The sequence below is a fragment of the Streptomyces beihaiensis genome, from assembly GCF_026274175.1.
Lineage (GTDB): Bacteria > Actinomycetota > Actinomycetes > Streptomycetales > Streptomycetaceae > Streptomyces > Streptomyces beihaiensis.
Genome location: NZ_JAPHNL010000277.1, coordinates 79,583 through 95,164 on the forward strand (window position 1 = coordinate 79,583; position 15,582 = coordinate 95,164).

General features: G+C 72.0%; 9 protein-coding genes. 1 reads left to right on the top strand and 8 read right to left on the bottom strand.

Going from position 1 to position 15,582, the window contains the following annotated elements; all coding sequences use genetic code 11:
- Window positions 1-260 precede the first annotated feature (260 nt).
- Window positions 261-3,626: a molybdopterin-dependent oxidoreductase gene (locus tag OFY01_RS23455; RefSeq protein ID WP_266603031.1), complete on the top strand. Its 3,366-nt coding sequence runs from the start codon at window positions 261-263 to the stop codon at window positions 3,624-3,626.
- Between the two features lie 39 nt (window positions 3,627-3,665).
- Here OFY01_RS23455 and OFY01_RS23460 read toward each other — a convergent pair whose 3' ends face one another.
- The 8 genes from OFY01_RS23460 to OFY01_RS23495 form a co-directional block, all read right to left on the bottom strand.
- Window positions 3,666-4,652, bottom strand: a complete 987-nt coding sequence (locus OFY01_RS23460; protein WP_266603058.1) for a hydroxyacid dehydrogenase — start codon at window positions 4,650-4,652, stop codon at window positions 3,666-3,668.
- A 26-nt stretch (window positions 4,653-4,678) separates the two neighbouring features.
- Window positions 4,679-5,596, bottom strand: a complete 918-nt coding sequence (locus OFY01_RS23465) for a carbohydrate ABC transporter permease (RefSeq protein ID WP_266603033.1) — start codon at window positions 5,594-5,596, stop codon at window positions 4,679-4,681.
- On the bottom strand, window positions 5,593-6,528 hold the full coding sequence (locus OFY01_RS23470) for a carbohydrate ABC transporter permease (protein WP_266603035.1): 936 nt from the start codon (window positions 6,526-6,528) through the stop codon (window positions 5,593-5,595). The genes OFY01_RS23465 and OFY01_RS23470 overlap by 4 nt, the downstream gene beginning before the upstream one ends.
- 71 nt (window positions 6,529-6,599) lie before the next feature.
- The gene (locus OFY01_RS23475) at window positions 6,600-7,916 is read right to left on the bottom strand and encodes an ABC transporter substrate-binding protein (RefSeq protein ID WP_266603037.1); all 1,317 of its coding nucleotides are present in this window, start codon (window positions 7,914-7,916) and stop codon (window positions 6,600-6,602) included.
- A 105-nt stretch (window positions 7,917-8,021) separates the two neighbouring features.
- Window positions 8,022-9,107: a substrate-binding domain-containing protein gene (locus OFY01_RS23480; RefSeq protein WP_266603039.1), complete on the bottom strand. Its 1,086-nt coding sequence runs from the start codon at window positions 9,105-9,107 to the stop codon at window positions 8,022-8,024.
- Window positions 9,108-9,320: 213 nt separating this feature from the next.
- Entirely contained in the window at window positions 9,321-12,617 is a 3,297-nt protein-coding gene (gene lysX, locus OFY01_RS23485; RefSeq protein ID WP_266603041.1) for a bifunctional lysylphosphatidylglycerol synthetase/lysine--tRNA ligase LysX, read from the bottom strand.
- A gap of 284 nt (window positions 12,618-12,901) precedes the next feature.
- Window positions 12,902-14,110 (bottom strand): phosphodiester glycosidase family protein, encoded by a 1,209-nt coding sequence (locus OFY01_RS23490; protein ID WP_266603043.1) that lies wholly within the window; start codon window positions 14,108-14,110, stop codon window positions 12,902-12,904.
- Window positions 14,111-14,261: 151 nt separating this feature from the next.
- Window positions 14,262-15,410 (bottom strand): D-alanyl-D-alanine carboxypeptidase family protein, encoded by a 1,149-nt coding sequence (locus OFY01_RS23495; RefSeq protein WP_323135550.1) that lies wholly within the window; start codon window positions 15,408-15,410, stop codon window positions 14,262-14,264.
- Between the last annotated feature and the right edge of the window lie 172 nt (window positions 15,411-15,582).

Here is a 15,582-nt window from a genome sequence, read left to right on the forward strand (position 1 = left end):
CGGATGTGCTGTCCTGCGGTCGTGCTGTCCTGCCGAAGTGCTGACGCGTGCAGCGGGATGGTACGGCCACGCACCACGGATGGACAGGTCCGTGCGTGAGGCACGCGACGCCCCGTGCACGGCGGGCCCGGGCACGGCGCCCCGCCCCGCACCGGACCTTCGCCCCGCCGGCGGGGGACCAACGCCGGGAGATTTCCGCGCTCACCCGGTGTTGGCTGGAGGGGAGCAGGGAGAACGGGCGCACGCGTCGGGAGGTCCGGATGTCTGGCCAGGTGGAGGACGCCCAGGTCGAGGAGGTGCGCGGGTTCTGCACGCTGTGCAAGTCGCGCTGCGGGGCGATCTACACCGTCGAGCGCGGCCGGATCACCGGTGTGCGCCCCGACCCGGGTCACCCCACCGGCGCCGCGATGTGCCCCAAGGGCCGGGCGGCCGCCGAGATCGCCCACTGCGCGCACCGCCTCACCACACCCCTGCGCCGCACCAACCCCAAGTCGGACCCCGACCCCGGCTGGCAGCCCGTCTCCTGGGACGAGGCGATGGACGAGATCGCCCGCCGGATGCGCGAGATCGCGGCCGAGAGCGGGCCGGAGTCCGTGGCCTTCGCCGTCGGCACCCCGAGCGGAACCTCCCTCTGCGACGCCACCGAGTGGATCGAACGCCTCGTACGCTCCTTCGGCAGCCCCAACACCGTCTACAGCGCCGAGATCTGCAACTGGCACAAGGACGGCGCCCACCTCCACACCTTCGGCTGCCCGCTGCCCCCGCCCGACTACGCGCACACCGACCTCGCGCTGCTGTGGGGCTTCAACCCCGCCAAGACCTGGCTCGCCCAGTCCGCGGCCCTCGCCGACGCGCAGGCCCGCGGCGCCCGACTCGCCGTCGTCGACCCGCGCCGCTCCACCACCGCGCTCGCCGCCGACCACTGGCTGCGGGTACGGCCGGGCGCCGACGCCGCGCTCGCCCTGGGGCTCGCCCACCTGCTGATAGAGAACGGCACCTACGACGAGGAGTTCGTACGGTCATGGACCAACGCCCCGCTGCTGGTACGCCGCGACACCGGCCGCTTTCTGGGCGCCGACGAACTCGCCGGTGACTCCTGCGACGACACCGAGGCGTTCGTGGTCTGGGACACCGGCGCCGGGCGGCCCACACCGTACGACACCCGGCGCACGGCCGTCGCCCCCGAGCGGTTCGCGCTCACCGGCACCGTGCGCGTGCCCACCCGCCGCGGCGAGGTGACCTGCGCTCCCGCCTTCCAGGAGTACGCGGACGCCTGCGCCCGGTGGCCCGTGGAGCGGGTGGCCCGCGCCACCTGGATCCCCGAGCGGGAGATCCGCGCGCTGGCCGACGCGATCGGCGCGGCCGGCTCGGTCGCGTACTACGGCTGGACCGGCATCGCGCAGAGCGCCAACGCCACGCAGACCGAGCGGGCCGTCGCCACGCTGCGCGCCCTCACCGGCTCGCACGACGCGCGGGGCGGCAACATCGTCTCGCCACCGCCGCCCTACCGCCGGGCCGACGACCCCGGCCTGTGGGCCGCGGGACAGCGCGCCAAGGCGCTCGGCCTCGACCGGCACCTACTTGGGCCACAGACCTCCGGGTACGTCGCCATGGCCGACGTGTGCCGTGCCATCGAGGAGCACGACCCGTACCCGGTGCGCGCGTTGATCGCCTTCGGCTCCAACCTCGTCGTCGCCCAGCCGGACTCCGAACGCACCGCCCGCGCGCTGCGCGCCCTCGACTTCCAGGTCCACCTCGACCTGTTCGCCTCACCGACCGGCGCGAGTGCCGACATCGTGCTGCCGGTCAACAGCGCCTACGAGCGCGAGGCCATGCGCTTCGGCTTCGAGGTGAGCCACCGCGCGCAGGAACACGTCCAGCTCAGGCCGCGGGTCGTCGCGCCGCAGGGCCGGTCGCGCTCGGACACCGACGTGGTCTTCGACCTGGCCTGCCGGCTCGGGCTCGGTGACCTGTTCTTCGACGGCGACGTCGAGGCCGCGTGGAACTGGCAGCTCGAACCGCTCGGCCTGACCACCCGGCAATTGCGAGCCACGCCGGGCGGCGTACGGATGGCGCGCGACGTCCCCGGGCGCGGCTACGCCCGTACCGCACAGGACGGGACGGTCGCCGGGTTCGACACGCCGACGCGCCGCGTCGAACTGTACTCGCAGCGGCTGCTCGACCACGGCTACCCGCCCGTGCCGGAACACCGCGCCCCGGCCCCGCCCGACGCCGCCTTCCCGCTCGTCCTCACCTGCGCCAAGCACGGCGGGTTCGTCCACAGCCAGCACCGCTCGGTCGCCTCGCTGCGCCGCCGCGCCGCCGACCCGTACCTGGAGCTCCACCCGCGCACCGCCGCCGACCGCGGCATCCACGAGGGGCAGTGGGTACGGCTGTCCACACGGCTCGGCAGCGTGCGGATGCGGGCCCGGTTCGACGCCTCGCTGCATCCGGGAGTCGTCGTCGCCGAGTACGGCTGGTGGCAGTCCGCGCCCGACCTCGGTCTGCCCGCCACCGACCCGCTCGCCGACGGCGGAAGCAACGTCAACCGGCTCGTCGACGCCACCGCCACCGACCCGCTCAGCGGTTCGGTCCCGCTGCGCGAGAGCCCGTGCCAGGTGCGGCCCGCGCCGGACGACCGCAACTGGGCGGGCCTGCGCCCGTTCACGGTGACCCGACTCGGCAACGAAGGGGACGACGTACTCACCCTCTGTCTCGCTCCCGCCGACGGCGGACCGCTGCCGCTGCCCGACCACCGCCCCGGCCAGCACGTCACCGTCGCCTCCGACGCCCTGCCGGGGGTCAGGCGCAGCTATTCGCTGACCGGGTCCGCCGTCGACGCCGAACGCACCGAGTACCGGCTCGCGGTGCGGCGTGAGGCCGGCGGCGTGTTCTCCTCGTACGTCCACGACCGGCTGAAGGTGGGCGACCGGCTCCGACTGACCGCGCCCTCGGGCGTGTTCTGCCTGCCCACCGAGGGACACGCGCCCGTGGTGCTGCTCGCCGGCGGCATCGGCATCACGCCGTTCCTCGGCCACCTGGAGACCCTCGCCGCCACCGGCCGCGCCACAGCACCGGTCGTCCTGCACTACGCAAACGCCTCCGACGCCACGTACGCCTTCCGTGAGCGGCTGAGGGAACTGGCGCAGGTGATACCGCAGTTGACGGTCGTGGACCATGTGGGGCCCATTGCGGCCGACGCCGTCGACCCACGCCTCGTCGAGCAGCGCGCACGGTTCTACCTGTGCGGTCCCCAGCCGATGCTCACGGCGCTCACCGGGGCCTTGTGCGAGCGGGGCGTGCCGCGCTTCGAGATCTTCACCGAGACGTTCCGCGCGGCCCGCCGCACCGTCGACCTGCCCGACGACGCCCGCTTCACCGTCCGCTTCGCCCGTTCCGGCCGCGAGGCGACGTGGCACAAGGGCGACGGCCCCCTCCTCGACCTCGGTGAACGCGCCGGCGTGCGGCTGCCGAGCGGCTGCCGGGTCGGCCAGTGCGAGAGCTGCGCCTGCCGGGTGCTCGCCGGGGACGTGGCCCACCTGGTGGAGCCGCCCGACGACCTCCCCGAGGCGCGGGCCCTCGCATGCCAGGCCGTCCCGATGTCGGACCTGGTGCTCGACGCGTGAGCCCCGGGCAGCGCCCGAGCCGGCACGCCCGGTGGACGGTCACGCCGAGCGGGCCAGCGTGCGCGGGTCGATGCGGTGCCGCAGCGGCTCACCGCGCGCGTACCGCTCCAGCTCGTCCACGGCCGACTCGGCCATCCGGTGCAGCTCACCGCCGAGTGAGCCCGCCACATGCGGGGTGAGCAGCACGTTCGGCAGCCGGTAGAGCGGTGAGTCGGCGGGCAGCACCTCCGGGTCCGTGTGGTCGAGCACCGCGTGCAGCCGCCCTGTACGGCACTCCTCGGTGAGCGCCTCGGTGTCCACCAGGGAGCCCCGCGCCGTGTTGACGAGCGTGGCGCCGGTCCGCATCCGGGCCAGCCGCGGCGCGTCGAACAGCTTCCGTGTGTCGGGGAGCGCGGGGGCGTGCAGGCTCACCACGTCGCTGCGCTCCACCAGCTCGTCCAGGCCCACCCGCTCCACGCCGAGCGCGGCCGCGCCGTCGGCGTCCAGATACGGGTCGTGCACCAGGACCCGCAGATCGAACGGTGCGAGCAGCTCGATGACACGGCGCCCGATCCGGGAGGCGCCGACGATGCCCACCGTGCGCCGGTAGTTGCCGACGTCAGGATAGCGGTCGAGCAGCGGGACACGTGTGCGGACGGCTCGGTAGGCGTGGGCCGAGTGCAGGACCCGCTTGTTGGCGAAGAGGATCGCGGCGAGCGTGTACTCGGCGACGGGCAGCGCGTTGGCCGCGGCGGCCGTCGACACCACGATGCCTCGCTGCCAACAGGACTCCGTCACATGGTGCTTGACGCTGCCTGCGGCGTGCACCACGGCCCGCAGCCGGGGCATCGCGGCCAGCGCCCGGCTGTCGAGCCGCGGACAGCCCCAGCCGGTGAACAGCACCTCGGCCCGGCCCAGCGCGTCGCGTGCGCCGGGGCGCTCGGCCGCGAAGTCGACGACGAGCAGCGCCGGATCGAGGTCCGCGACCTCGGTCAGCCGGCGCAGCAGGTGCGGGGGCAGCACGGCGGTCCGGGTGTCCTCGCTCATCGCGAGCACGGTGTGGGGGCGGTGGGTCACTTGACGGCTCCCGAGGTCAGGCCGGAGCGCCAGAAGCGCTGGAGACAGAGGAAGGCGACGATCAGCGGCACGACCGCCACCAGGGAGCCGACGATGACGAGCGAGTACAGCTCGGGCTGCTGATGGGTGTTCTGGCTCCAGGCGTACAGGCCGAGGTTGACCGGGTACAGGTTCTGATCGTTGAGCATCATGAGCGAGCTGTAGAAGTTGTTCCAGGCGGCGGTGAACGAGAACAGGAAGATCGTCACGAATCCGGGCGCCAGCATCGGCAGCGAGACACGCGCGAACGTGCGCACCTCGCCGCAGCCGTCCATCCGCGCCGCCTCGAGCACCTCTCCGGGGACGTATCCGGCCGAGAACACCCGGGCGAGATACACCCCGAACGGGTTGACGAGGCTCGGGATCAGAACGGCCCAGTACGTGTTCACGAGACCCGTGCGCGAGGCGAGCAGATACAGCGGCAGGGACAGCACGGTGGACGGCACCAGGATTCCGACCAGCACGAGCCCGAACAGCTTCTCCTTGCCCTTGAACACGTACTTGTCGAAGGCGTACCCGCAGGCCACCGAGATGACCGTGGTGAGGAACGCGCCACCGACGGTGTACAGCACGGTGTTGCCGAGCCAGCGCAGATAGATGCCGTCGTCGTAACCGAACAGGTCGGAGAGGTTTCGCAGGAGGTGGAACTCGCCGACGCTGTACGGGCTCGTCGAGAACAGGTCCTTGCGGTTCTTGGACGACGCGATCAGCAGCCAGGCCAGCGGTGCCAGCGTGTACACGGCACTGATCGCGAGCAGGCCGTTGACGAGGGCCTTCGAGGCGAGGCCGAAGGTGCCGCGGCGCGGCCGTCGGCCGGCCGGCTCGGCGGCCGGTGCCGCGGCGGGCGTCTGGGGGGCGGTCAGCTGGGCGCTCATGATTCCTTCCAGCGGTTGCCGAGTTTCGTCACGACGAACGAGAGGCCCCCCGCGACGAGGGCGAGCAGCAGCGCACCGGCCGCCGCCAGACCGTAGTCGTGGCCGCGGAAGGCGGCGTCGTAGATGAACATGGTCGGTGTCCAGCTGGTGCCCATCGTGATGGCCCGGCTCTGCAGCAGCATCGGGGCGTCGAACAGTTGGATGGCGCCGACTCCGGTGAACAACAGGGTGAGCACGACCGTCGGCCGGATCATGGGGATCTTCACGCTCCACGCGATGCGCGTCTCGTGCGCTCCGTCGATCCGCGCCGCCTCCAGCGTCTCGCGGCCGATCGCCTGGAGCGCTGCGTAGAAGATGATCACGTTGTAGCCGATCCACTGCCACGCCGAGATGTTGATGACGGACAGCAGCACCGTGCCGCTCCCGAAGAAGTCGACGTGGGCGCCGAGGCGGCCGAGCAGGTCCGTGATCGGGCTGAGGCCGGGCGTGTACAGGTAGAGCCAGATCAGGGACGCGATCACGCTCGGAACCGCGTGCGGCAGGAACGTGGCGATCTGGAAGAACCGGCGGGCCCGCGCCATGGCCGAGTCGATCAGCAGGGCGATCAGCAGCGCCCCGCCGACCATGACCGGAATGTACACGGCGCAGTACGCCGCGACATGGGCGAAGGAACGCAGGAAGTCGCTGTCGGTGAGGGCGTGGGCGTAGTTGCCGAACCCGGCGAACACCCGGTGGGTGCCGCCGAATCCGAGCCCGGAGCTCTCCTCCTCGAACAGGCTCATCCACACCGCGTAGCCGACCGGCACGAGGGTGGCGAGAGTGAAGAGGACGAAGAACGGGACGACGAACAGGCCGACGGCCGAGCGCTCGCCGCGCCGGAGCCTGTGCGGACGGGGAGCCGCTTGCAGCGGCCGGGACAGAGGGGGTGCCACCGTGGTTCTCCTAGGACGGCGCGGGCGCTGCTCGGCTGCCTGATGGTCTGGCTGCTTGGCTGCTTGGCTACTTACTTGGCGAGGTTCATGCCGCGCGCCTCGATGGACTTCTCAGCGGTGGCCTGACCGACCGTCAGTGACTTCGTGTGGTCGGCTCCGGTGGCGTTCTGGGCGCTGTTGACCTGCTGGTGCACAGGCCCCCAGGTCCAGCCAGGCACGATCGTGGCGGCCGCGTTCTCGGCGAGCTTGTAGACGTCCTGGCCGGGGAAGTACGAGCCGTCGTACGCCTTCTCCGCCACAGCCTGCATCTGCCGGTTCGCGGGCAGTGCGCTGCTCGGCAGCTTCTGCGAGGACAGGCGCGCCCGCATCGCGGCCGGGTCCGTGGTCACCCACTTGATGAACTCGACGTCGGCGTCCCTGTGCGCACTGCCCTTGGGCACCACGTACGACGTACCGCCATACATGCCGGTCGCCGCGCGGCCGTCCCACGTGGGCAGCGGGGCGATGCCCCACTTACCCTTCAGCGCGGGGTAGTTGGTGGGGAATCCGCTCGCGCTCCACGCCGCGCCGATGACGGTCGCCACCTTGCCGTTCGCGCGTTCGGAGGTCTCGTCCTTGCTCCACAACGGCGTCTTGGAGGCGAGGTCGTCCTTGAGGAGGCCGTCCCAGTACGCGGCGACCTTGCGGGAGGCCGCGTCGTCGATGTCGACCTTCCAGGCGTCGCCCGAGATGCTGTACCAGTGGGCCCCGGCCTGCCAGGCCAGACCGGCGAGCAGGGCCGGGTCGCCGCCGCCGAAGTTGGTGATGCGTACGCTCGGGTCCGCCTTGTGGATCTTCTCGGCGGCTTTGCGGTACTCGGCCCAGGTCGTCGGCACGGCGACACCGAACTTCTTGAAGAGGTCCTTGCGGTAGAACAGTTCGAGCGGCGTCACGTCGAAGGGCACCGCCCAGGTCTTGCCGCCGAGGTTGACCAACGACTGCATGTTGTCCGGGAACTTCGCCTTCACGAACGCCCCCGCCGCACCCGAGAGGTCCTGCAGGTTGCCCTGACCGGCGAACTCGGGCAGCTCCGAGTAGTCCATCGTGGTCACGTCCGGCGCGTTGCCGGCCTTGACCGCGTTGGTGAGCTTGGTGACGCCGTCGGGGCCGCTGGGCACCAGCGAGAACTTCACCTTGACGTCGTGGTGGGTCTTGTTGAACGCGTCGACCGTCTCCTTGGCGCCCGTGGTGGCCGACCAGTAGGTGATGGTGACCGGCTTGCCGTCGCCCTCGCCCCCCGCCTTGTCGCTGCCCCCGCCGCCACAGGCGGTGGTGAGCAGCAGCAGCGAGACGGCGGAGGAGGTCACGGCTGTCCGGGCAAGGCGGGACGGGCGGGGTGTACGCGTCATGGACGGGCTCCTACATGGCCTGGGGCGGCGGGGTGGGTTGCGCACATCCTTCGACTGCGTTCGATCACCGTCAAGAGCGAACAACCGAAACGGTCGAAACGATCGTCATGAGGAGAGGTGCGCCCCGCACGACATGCGGACCGTCAACGTCGGCAGCAGATCCAGGTGCTGGCGCACCCCGCCGAGCGGGTTCGAGGCGTCGAGGCGCGAGAGCAGCAGCGCCGCCGCCCGCGCCCCGATCGCCCGCTTGGCCGGGGCGACAGCGGTCACCGGGATGTCAGCGACGGCCGCGATCTCGTCGTCGTACGCCACCACGGCCAGGTCCTCGGGAACCCGGACGCCCTGTTCCCGGAGCCGGGGGATGACGGCCACCGCGTCCCCGTCGGTGTGGACGAGCGCCGCCGTGACGCCGTGTTCGGTGACCGCCTCGCGCAGGTACGCCGCCGTCCGCTCGAACCGCTCGGCCGTGCCGCGCGCCGGATTCTCGTCCAGCGACGACGGCGGCGCCTCCTCCAGCCCCAGCGCCTCGATCGCGGACCGGCAGCCGGCCCGCAGACGGGGGCTGGTCGGCGTCGGCCGCAGCGCCAGCGCGATACGCCGGTGGCCCAACGAGGCGAGATGCCGCAACGCCTCCGCGCTGCCGTACGCGTGATCGGAACGGACCCGGTCGAGAGCGGCCGCCGGATGGCCGTGCGGCGCCGTCCGCTCCACCAGGACGGTCGGCACACCGAGCCCGGCCACCCAGTCGCCCTCACCGTGCGGCGCCGTGCCGTCCTCCCATGTGGGCGTGAGCAGCAGCCCGTCCGCGCCCGCCGCGAGCAGCCGGCGGGCCTGCGTCTCGTCCTCGCCCGGCAGATAGTCCGAGAGTGCGACCGCCAGCCGCGCGCCCCGCGCCTCGACGACCTCCCGCGCGCCACGCACCACGTCCGCGTAGTAGTAGTCGGTCGTCGGCACGATCATGCCGACCCGGCGGCCCCTGCTGTCCGGTGAGTGCCGCGGCCGTTCCTGCGGCCACACGACGACACCGTGCAGCCGGTTCACCCGCCCGCGCTGCGCCAGCGCCTCGATGTCGCGGCGCAGGGTGACGGCGGAAACCCCCAGTTCGTCGGCGAGTTCGGCGACACGGACGCTGCCGCGGCTGCGGACGAGTTCGAGAATCTGCGCATGGCGCTGATCGACATGCTGACGCACGCGGCCCCCTGATGAGGTGAGACGGTCTCTGGCGAGGTGAGACGGTCCCGCGAGTCTATCGATCACTTCGTTTCGTTCAATACGATCAATTTGGTCAGATGTGTTGAGCGTTTCGCCTCGGCCGCGGTACGTACTGGTTCGTGCGGAACTCCATGACCAAGACCGTGGCGCTGACCGGCCGGGTCCGTCGTCCGCGCCGCCCGCCGCCGCCCGTCACTGCCGCCGCACCAACGGGAACGGCAGGGTCTCCCGGATCGTCCTGCCGGTGAGGAACATGACAAGACGGTCGACTCCGATGCCGAGCCCGCCGGTCGGCGGCATCGCGTACTCCAACGCGTCGAGGAAGTCCTCGTCGAGTTCCATCGCCTCCGGGTCGCCGCCCGCGGCCAGCAGCGACTGCGCCGTCAGCCGCCGCCGCTGCTCGACCGGATCAGTCAACTCGCTGTACGCGGTGCCCAGTTCGGTACCGAACGCGACCAGGTCCCAGCGTTCGGCGAGCCGCGGGTCGCGACGGTGCTGGCGGGTCAGCGGTGACACGTCGGTGGGGAAGTCCTTGTAGAACGTGGGCAGCCCGGTCTTCTCCTCGACGAGCCGCTCGTACATCTCCAGGACGATGTCGCCGCGCTCGTCGTCCGGCGTGTACGGCACCCCGGCGTCGTCGCACAGCCGCCTGAGCCGGTCGGCTCCGGTGCCGGCGTCCACCTCCTCGCCCAGCGCCTCGGAGATCGCCCCGTACACCGTCTTCACCGGCCAGGAGCCCGAGATGTCGTGCTCGGTCCCGCCGTGGTGGGCGACGGGCGAGCCGAACGCGGCGGTCGCCGCGCCCTGGATGAGCTCCTGCGTCAGACGCAGCATCACGTCGTAGTCGGCGAAGGCCTGATAGGCCTCCAGCATCGTGAACTCCGGGTTGTGCTTGTACGAGACGCCCTCGTTGCGGAAGGTGCGGCCCATCTCGAAGACCTTCTCCATGCCGCCGACGCACAGACGCTTGAGATACAGCTCGGGCGCGATGCGCAGATACAGGTCGAGGTCGTAGGCGTTGATGTGGGTGGTGAACGGGCGGGCGTTGGCACCGCCGTGGATCTGCTGGAGCATCGGCGTCTCGACCTCGAGGTAGCCACGATCCAGCAGCCCCTGGCGCAGCGCCTGGACGGCGGCCGAGCGGGCGCGCACCACGGCGCGGGCGTCCGGGCTCGCCACCAGGTCGAGATAGCGGCGGCGCACCTTCGCCTCCGGGTCGGCCAGGCCCCGCCGCTTGTCCGGCAGCGGGCGCAGACACTTGCCGGTGAGCGTCCAGCGGGTCACGAAGACGGTCAGCTCACCGCTGTCGCTCGTGCCGACCTCGCCCGTCGCCACGATGTGGTCGCCGATGTCGGTGCCGGACGTGAACGAGTCGACGACGTCCTGGCCCGACCGGTCACGGCTGAACGCGAGCTGACGGTCCCCGGACCAGTCGCGCAGCACCACGAACGCGATGCCGCCGAAGTCGCGCACGAGCATGACCCGCCCGGCGACCGTCACCTCGGAGCCCTTGAGCTCGGCTGTGATGTCGGCCAGCGTGTGGCTGCGCTCGGGCAGACCGACCGGATAGGGGTCGATGCCGTCGGCGCGCAGCCGCTCGACCTTCTGGTGGCGCACCCGGACCTGCTCGGGCAGCCGCTCCCCGCCCGCGGCCGCCCCCGGCGAATCGGGGCCCGCCAGGTCCAGGGCCTCGATGGGCGGAAGACCCGCCGTGGAGGCGGGCGCGGTGACCCCGGCGGGGCGGCGCCCCTTGGCCCACAGCCGGCGCAGCGACGGCACGGAGACGAAACCCTCCGCGATACCGGAGGCCAGACCGATCCGGGCGAGGGCACCCGCGTCCCCATAACACAGGAACCGCGGATACCACTGAGGGTGGTACTTGGCGTTCGAGCGGTACAGCGCCTCGAGCTGCCACCAGCGGGAGAAGAACAGCAGCAGCTTGCGCCACAGCCGAAGCACCGGGCCCGCGCCGATGCGGGCGCCCTCCTCGAAGACGGAGCGGAAGACCGCGAAGTTGAGCGAGATCCGGCGGATGCCGAACCGGCCCGCCACGTCGCACAGTTCGGCGACCATGAACTCCATGACGCCGTTGGGCGCGGTGCGGTCGCGACGCATCAGGTCGAGCGAGACACCGTCGCGGCCCCAGGGCACGAAGGAGAGCAGCGCGAGCAGTCTGCCGTCCGGGTCGAGCGCCTCGACCAGCAGACAGTCGCCGTCCAGCGGGTCGCCGAGCCGGTCGAGCGCCATGGAGAAGCCGCGCTCGGTCTCCGTGTCCCGCCACGCGTCGGCCTTGCCGACGACCTCCTCCATCTCCTCGTCCGTGAGCGAGGAGTGGCGGCGGACGCGGCAGGTGGCGCCGGTGCGCCGGACCCTGCTGACGGCCTGGCGTGCCACCCGCATGTCACGGCCGTCCAGATCGAAGTCGGCGACGTGCACGATCGCCTCGTCGCCCAGTTGCAGCGCGCCGAGCCCGGCCCGCGCGAACGCCGTGGCCCCCTCCTCGGACGCGCCCATCACCGCGGGCGCCCACGCGTGGGTGCGGGCGACGTCGAGCCAGGCGGCGATCGCGTGCGGCCACGCCTCCGGGTCGCCGACCGGGTCACCGCTGCCGAGGCAGACGCCCGCCTCCACGCGGTAGGTGATGGCGGCCTTGCCGCTGGGTGAGAAGACGACAGCCTTGTCGCGGCGGGTCGCGAAGTAGCCGAGCGAGTCCTGCGAACCGTACGCGGCGAGCAGCGCCCGGATGCGGGGTTCCTCGTCGCCGTGGAGGGCCGCCTCCATGCGCTGCGAGCGGAACAGGGTCGCACACGCGTTCAGCAGGGCGAGCGCGCCGAACAGGCCGAGGAAGAAGTGGACCGCGCGGGGCGCCGTCCCGTCGAAGCGCCCCGAGAGGAGACCACCGCAGACCCGGTCGGCGGCGAACGCCAGCCGCTGCCCGGAGGGGAGTGTGCCGGGGAACAGCTCCACCAGACCCCAGCCCGCCAGGATCGCCGCGCCCAGGCCGACGAGCAGCGCCCCGAGCGCGCGCCGCACCGAACCGCGCCGCGTCGCCGCGTAGAACTCGCGCCGCGCCGCGATCAGCGCGGCGAACGCCACGACGCACACGATCAGCGACGGCAGCCCGTCGGCGTAGAATCCGAGCGCCACCGTGAGGGCGTCGAGCAGGATCAGCAGCCCGAGGTAGACGACCACCATCCACCAGGCGACCTTCTTGCGGGCGGCCGTGGCACCGGCGAGCAGGAAGAGGAACGCGGCGTACGCCAGGTTGGGGCTGACGGGGACGGTCAGTGCGTCCAGGAACCGGCTGAAGGGCTCCAGCAGACGGCGCAGCGGCGCGATGAGCGCGAGAACCGCGCAGTACAGGCCGATGACGGCGAAGAACGTCGCGAAGATCTCTGGCACGCGGCCCAGCGGGCCGGTGTGCCCGCGCCCCGCGGGCGTGGTCGCCGCGGGCGGGGAGGCTGCCGTACGGGACGCGCTGGAGGTCATGATCCGACTGTAGGAAAGGTCCCGTCGCCCCGCTCGTCGGGAAACCCCTACGGCGCGGGAGGGCGTGTACCGCGCGTCGAGCGATCCGTACGAAAGGCCGGCGGTCGGCGGCCCGGTCGGGACGTTCCCTCACCCGAGCCGTACGGTGACCGCCGCGTGCCGCCCGCCGCCCGGGCATCGACCGGGCGGGCGCGGCGCTCCTGCGCTCCCGCCGTCGCCGCGGACCACCGGCGGCGGAGGAACGGACGTGACCGCACCGGCGTGTACGCGCCTGACGGTGCGGATCAGCGCGCGTACACCGCCACGAAGTCGCGCGTCGCCAGGTGGTAGTAGCGGGTCGGCGGGTTCTCGAAGTCGAGGATGTTCGTCGGCTTCGGGTTGTGCGGGTCCTTGCTCCCGTCGTAGCTCATGAACGACGGCCAGGCCCGGTTCATGTCCAGAGGCATCGCGCGCACCGCGCCCGCGCGCTGCATCAGCCGCGCCAGCGTGCGCGCCGACAGTGCCTGCCCGACGACCATGATGATGTCGCCCTCGGCGGTGACGCCGACGCCGGAGCGCTCCACGAACATCCGGCTCTGGTCGGTGGCGCCCCACAAGGAGTCGTCGTCGATGTCGTCGACGACCTTGCCGTGGTCGACCATGAGGGTCAGACACTGGCGTACTCCCACCACGTCGTGCGTCATCCGTACGTCGCGCCCCCACACCCCGATCTTGATGGAGCCGTCCCGGTAGAAGACCTCGGACGCGGCGCCGTCGCGCAGATCGCCGACCGTCTTGCCGTCGAGCAGGAACCCGCCGTTCGAGCCTCCGTCCGAGACCTTGAACCCGCCGTTCCACGTCGCCAGCAGACCCGTGCGCGAACCGCGCGGAATGTTCGGCGGGGTCTTGAACGCGGGCCCCGGCTCGCGCACCCCGGGATGCAGCACGAACCGGGAGTGCTTGGCGCTGATCCAGGCCACGGCCGCCTGGTAGGAGGTGTGCTCGGAGTCGGGGCGCACATACGTGCCCTGCACCAGCGGCTCCCCGTGCGCCGAGGCCAGCACGCGCCACACCCCTTCACCCTTGAGAGCGGGCTCGACCAGCGGGCGCATGGGGGAGCGCAGCCGCACATCGCTGTGCGAGGGGGTGGCGTGGCGGGCGGGCTGCGCCGTGGCCCTCATCCGGTCCAGCGCGCTCTGCGGCAGTGAACCGCCCACCTTCGGCGGGTCCATCTCGTACTTGATGTTCTCCAGCTTGTCCACGACCGCGCCCATGTGGTGGTCGCGCGCCCACTCGGCGACACGGGCCAGGTTGCTGTCGTCGCCCGGATAGGTCAGTGCCTCGCCCAGCGACCAGCCGACCGTGCCCACGAACAGTGCGCCCGCCGCCACCGTGCTCCGCACGACGAACTTCCGCCGTCGGCGCTGGGCGGGCGTGAGCCGGCTGACGTGCTTCCAGGGAAGCACGCGCCGCCTGCCGCGCTCGTCCGTCGATGTGGCGTCCGGTTTCACCATGTGCGCCTGCTCCGTTCGCGGGGGTGTGGGCGTGGGTGCGGTGGGGGTGTGGGTGGTGGTGGCGGGGCGTACGGAGAGAAGTCGGCTCGTCCTCGGTGGTTCGGCGCGGCAGGCGTGCCGTGGCCGCCCGAACGCGCCGCGCCGCGGGACGTCAGGGCGTCGAGCCCGCCTTCTTCTTGCGGCGCCCGCGCGCGAGCACGAACGGCACAGCGGCCAGCGCGGCGATCGCCACGCCCAGGCCGATCCGACGGCTCAGCTCGGACGGCCCGGCGGTCGCCCGCGCCTGCGAGGCGACGGCCACGGCCGGGGGACCGGGCCGCGCCGTGCGGTGTACGGCGGGCGTGCCGAGCAAGCCCTTGGCCGGTGCGTGCGGCGCCGCGGCGAAGCCCCAGTCGAGCAGCGCGCGGGCCTCCTCGTAGACGGCGTTGCCCGAACCGCTCTGCGGGTTCATGACCGTGACCAGGATCGTGCGCCCGTTCCGCTCGGCCGCCGACACCAGAGTGTTGCCCGCGTGGGAGGTGTAACCGTTCTTCACGCCGATCAGGCCGCGGTAGGGCGTCACGCCGTGCGAGCCCACCAGGAGCCGGTCGGTGTTCTGGATACCGAAGCCGGTCTTCGAGCCCCGCGCCGGGAACTGCGCCCACTTGGTCCCCATGTAGCGCCGGAAATCCGGGTTCTTGAAGCCCTCGCGGGCGATCAGCGCCAGATCGTACGCGGACGAGTACTGGCCGGGCGTGTCGAAACCGTCGGGGGAGCGCACGGAGGTGTCGTGCGCGCCGATGCGCTCGGCGGTCCGCTGCATCTCCCGGACCGTCTGCGGCACCCCGCCGTTCATGTGCGCCAGCACGTGCACGGCGTCGTTGCCGGAGGCGAGGAACGCGCCGCGCCACAGATCGCCGACCGTGTACCGCATGCCCTGCTGCACACCGACGAGGCTGCTGCCCGCCGGCACGTCGGCCAGGTCGGACCCGGTCACCGTGTGCACCGTGGAGGCCGGGAACTTCGGCAGCACGGTCACGGCGAACAGCGTCTTGAGCGTGCTGGCGGGAGGCAGGTGACGGTGGGGCGCCTTGGCCGCGAGGACCTTTCCGTCGGCCGCGTCCGACACCGTCCAGGACAGCGCCGACACCTCCGGCAGCGGCGGGGCTCCGGCCACGGCCCGCGCACGCGTGTCGGCGGCGGGGCCCTGCGCGGCCGCGGCGGGACCGGAGGCACAGACCACCACCGGCAGTGCGCAGCACACCGTGGACACCAGCAGGGAACGGACTCTGACGGGGCGAAAGCTGAGCAACTTGGACACAGCCGCAAACTAAAGTCGACGTCGGGGCCCCGCCATTTCACCTACGCCATTAGGTTTTTGACTGCTTTTCGGGCAAGCGCGGGCGGACGCGGTCCGGCGGCGCCCACGGGCGACATCCATGAAGGCGACACGCGGTGCGGCGCAACGCTGCCCGCACCGCCCCGGCCACGAG

Coding starts and splice junctions, on each gene's coding strand:
- OFY01_RS23465 (WP_266603033.1), bottom strand. CDS start 5,596: ATGAGCGCCCAGCTGACCGCCCCCCAGACGCCCGCCGCGGCACCGGCC.
- OFY01_RS23475 (WP_266603037.1), bottom strand. CDS start 7,916: ATGACGCGTACACCCCGCCCGTCCCGCCTTGCCCGGACAGCCGTGACC.
- OFY01_RS23490 (WP_266603043.1), bottom strand. CDS start 14,110: ATGGTGAAACCGGACGCCACATCGACGGACGAGCGCGGCAGGCGGCGC.
- lysX (WP_266603041.1), bottom strand. CDS start 12,617: ATGACCTCCAGCGCGTCCCGTACGGCAGCCTCCCCGCCCGCGGCGACC.
- OFY01_RS23455 (WP_266603031.1), top strand. CDS start 261: ATGTCTGGCCAGGTGGAGGACGCCCAGGTCGAGGAGGTGCGCGGGTTC.
- OFY01_RS23460 (WP_266603058.1), bottom strand. CDS start 4,652: ATGAGCGAGGACACCCGGACCGCCGTGCTGCCCCCGCACCTGCTGCGC.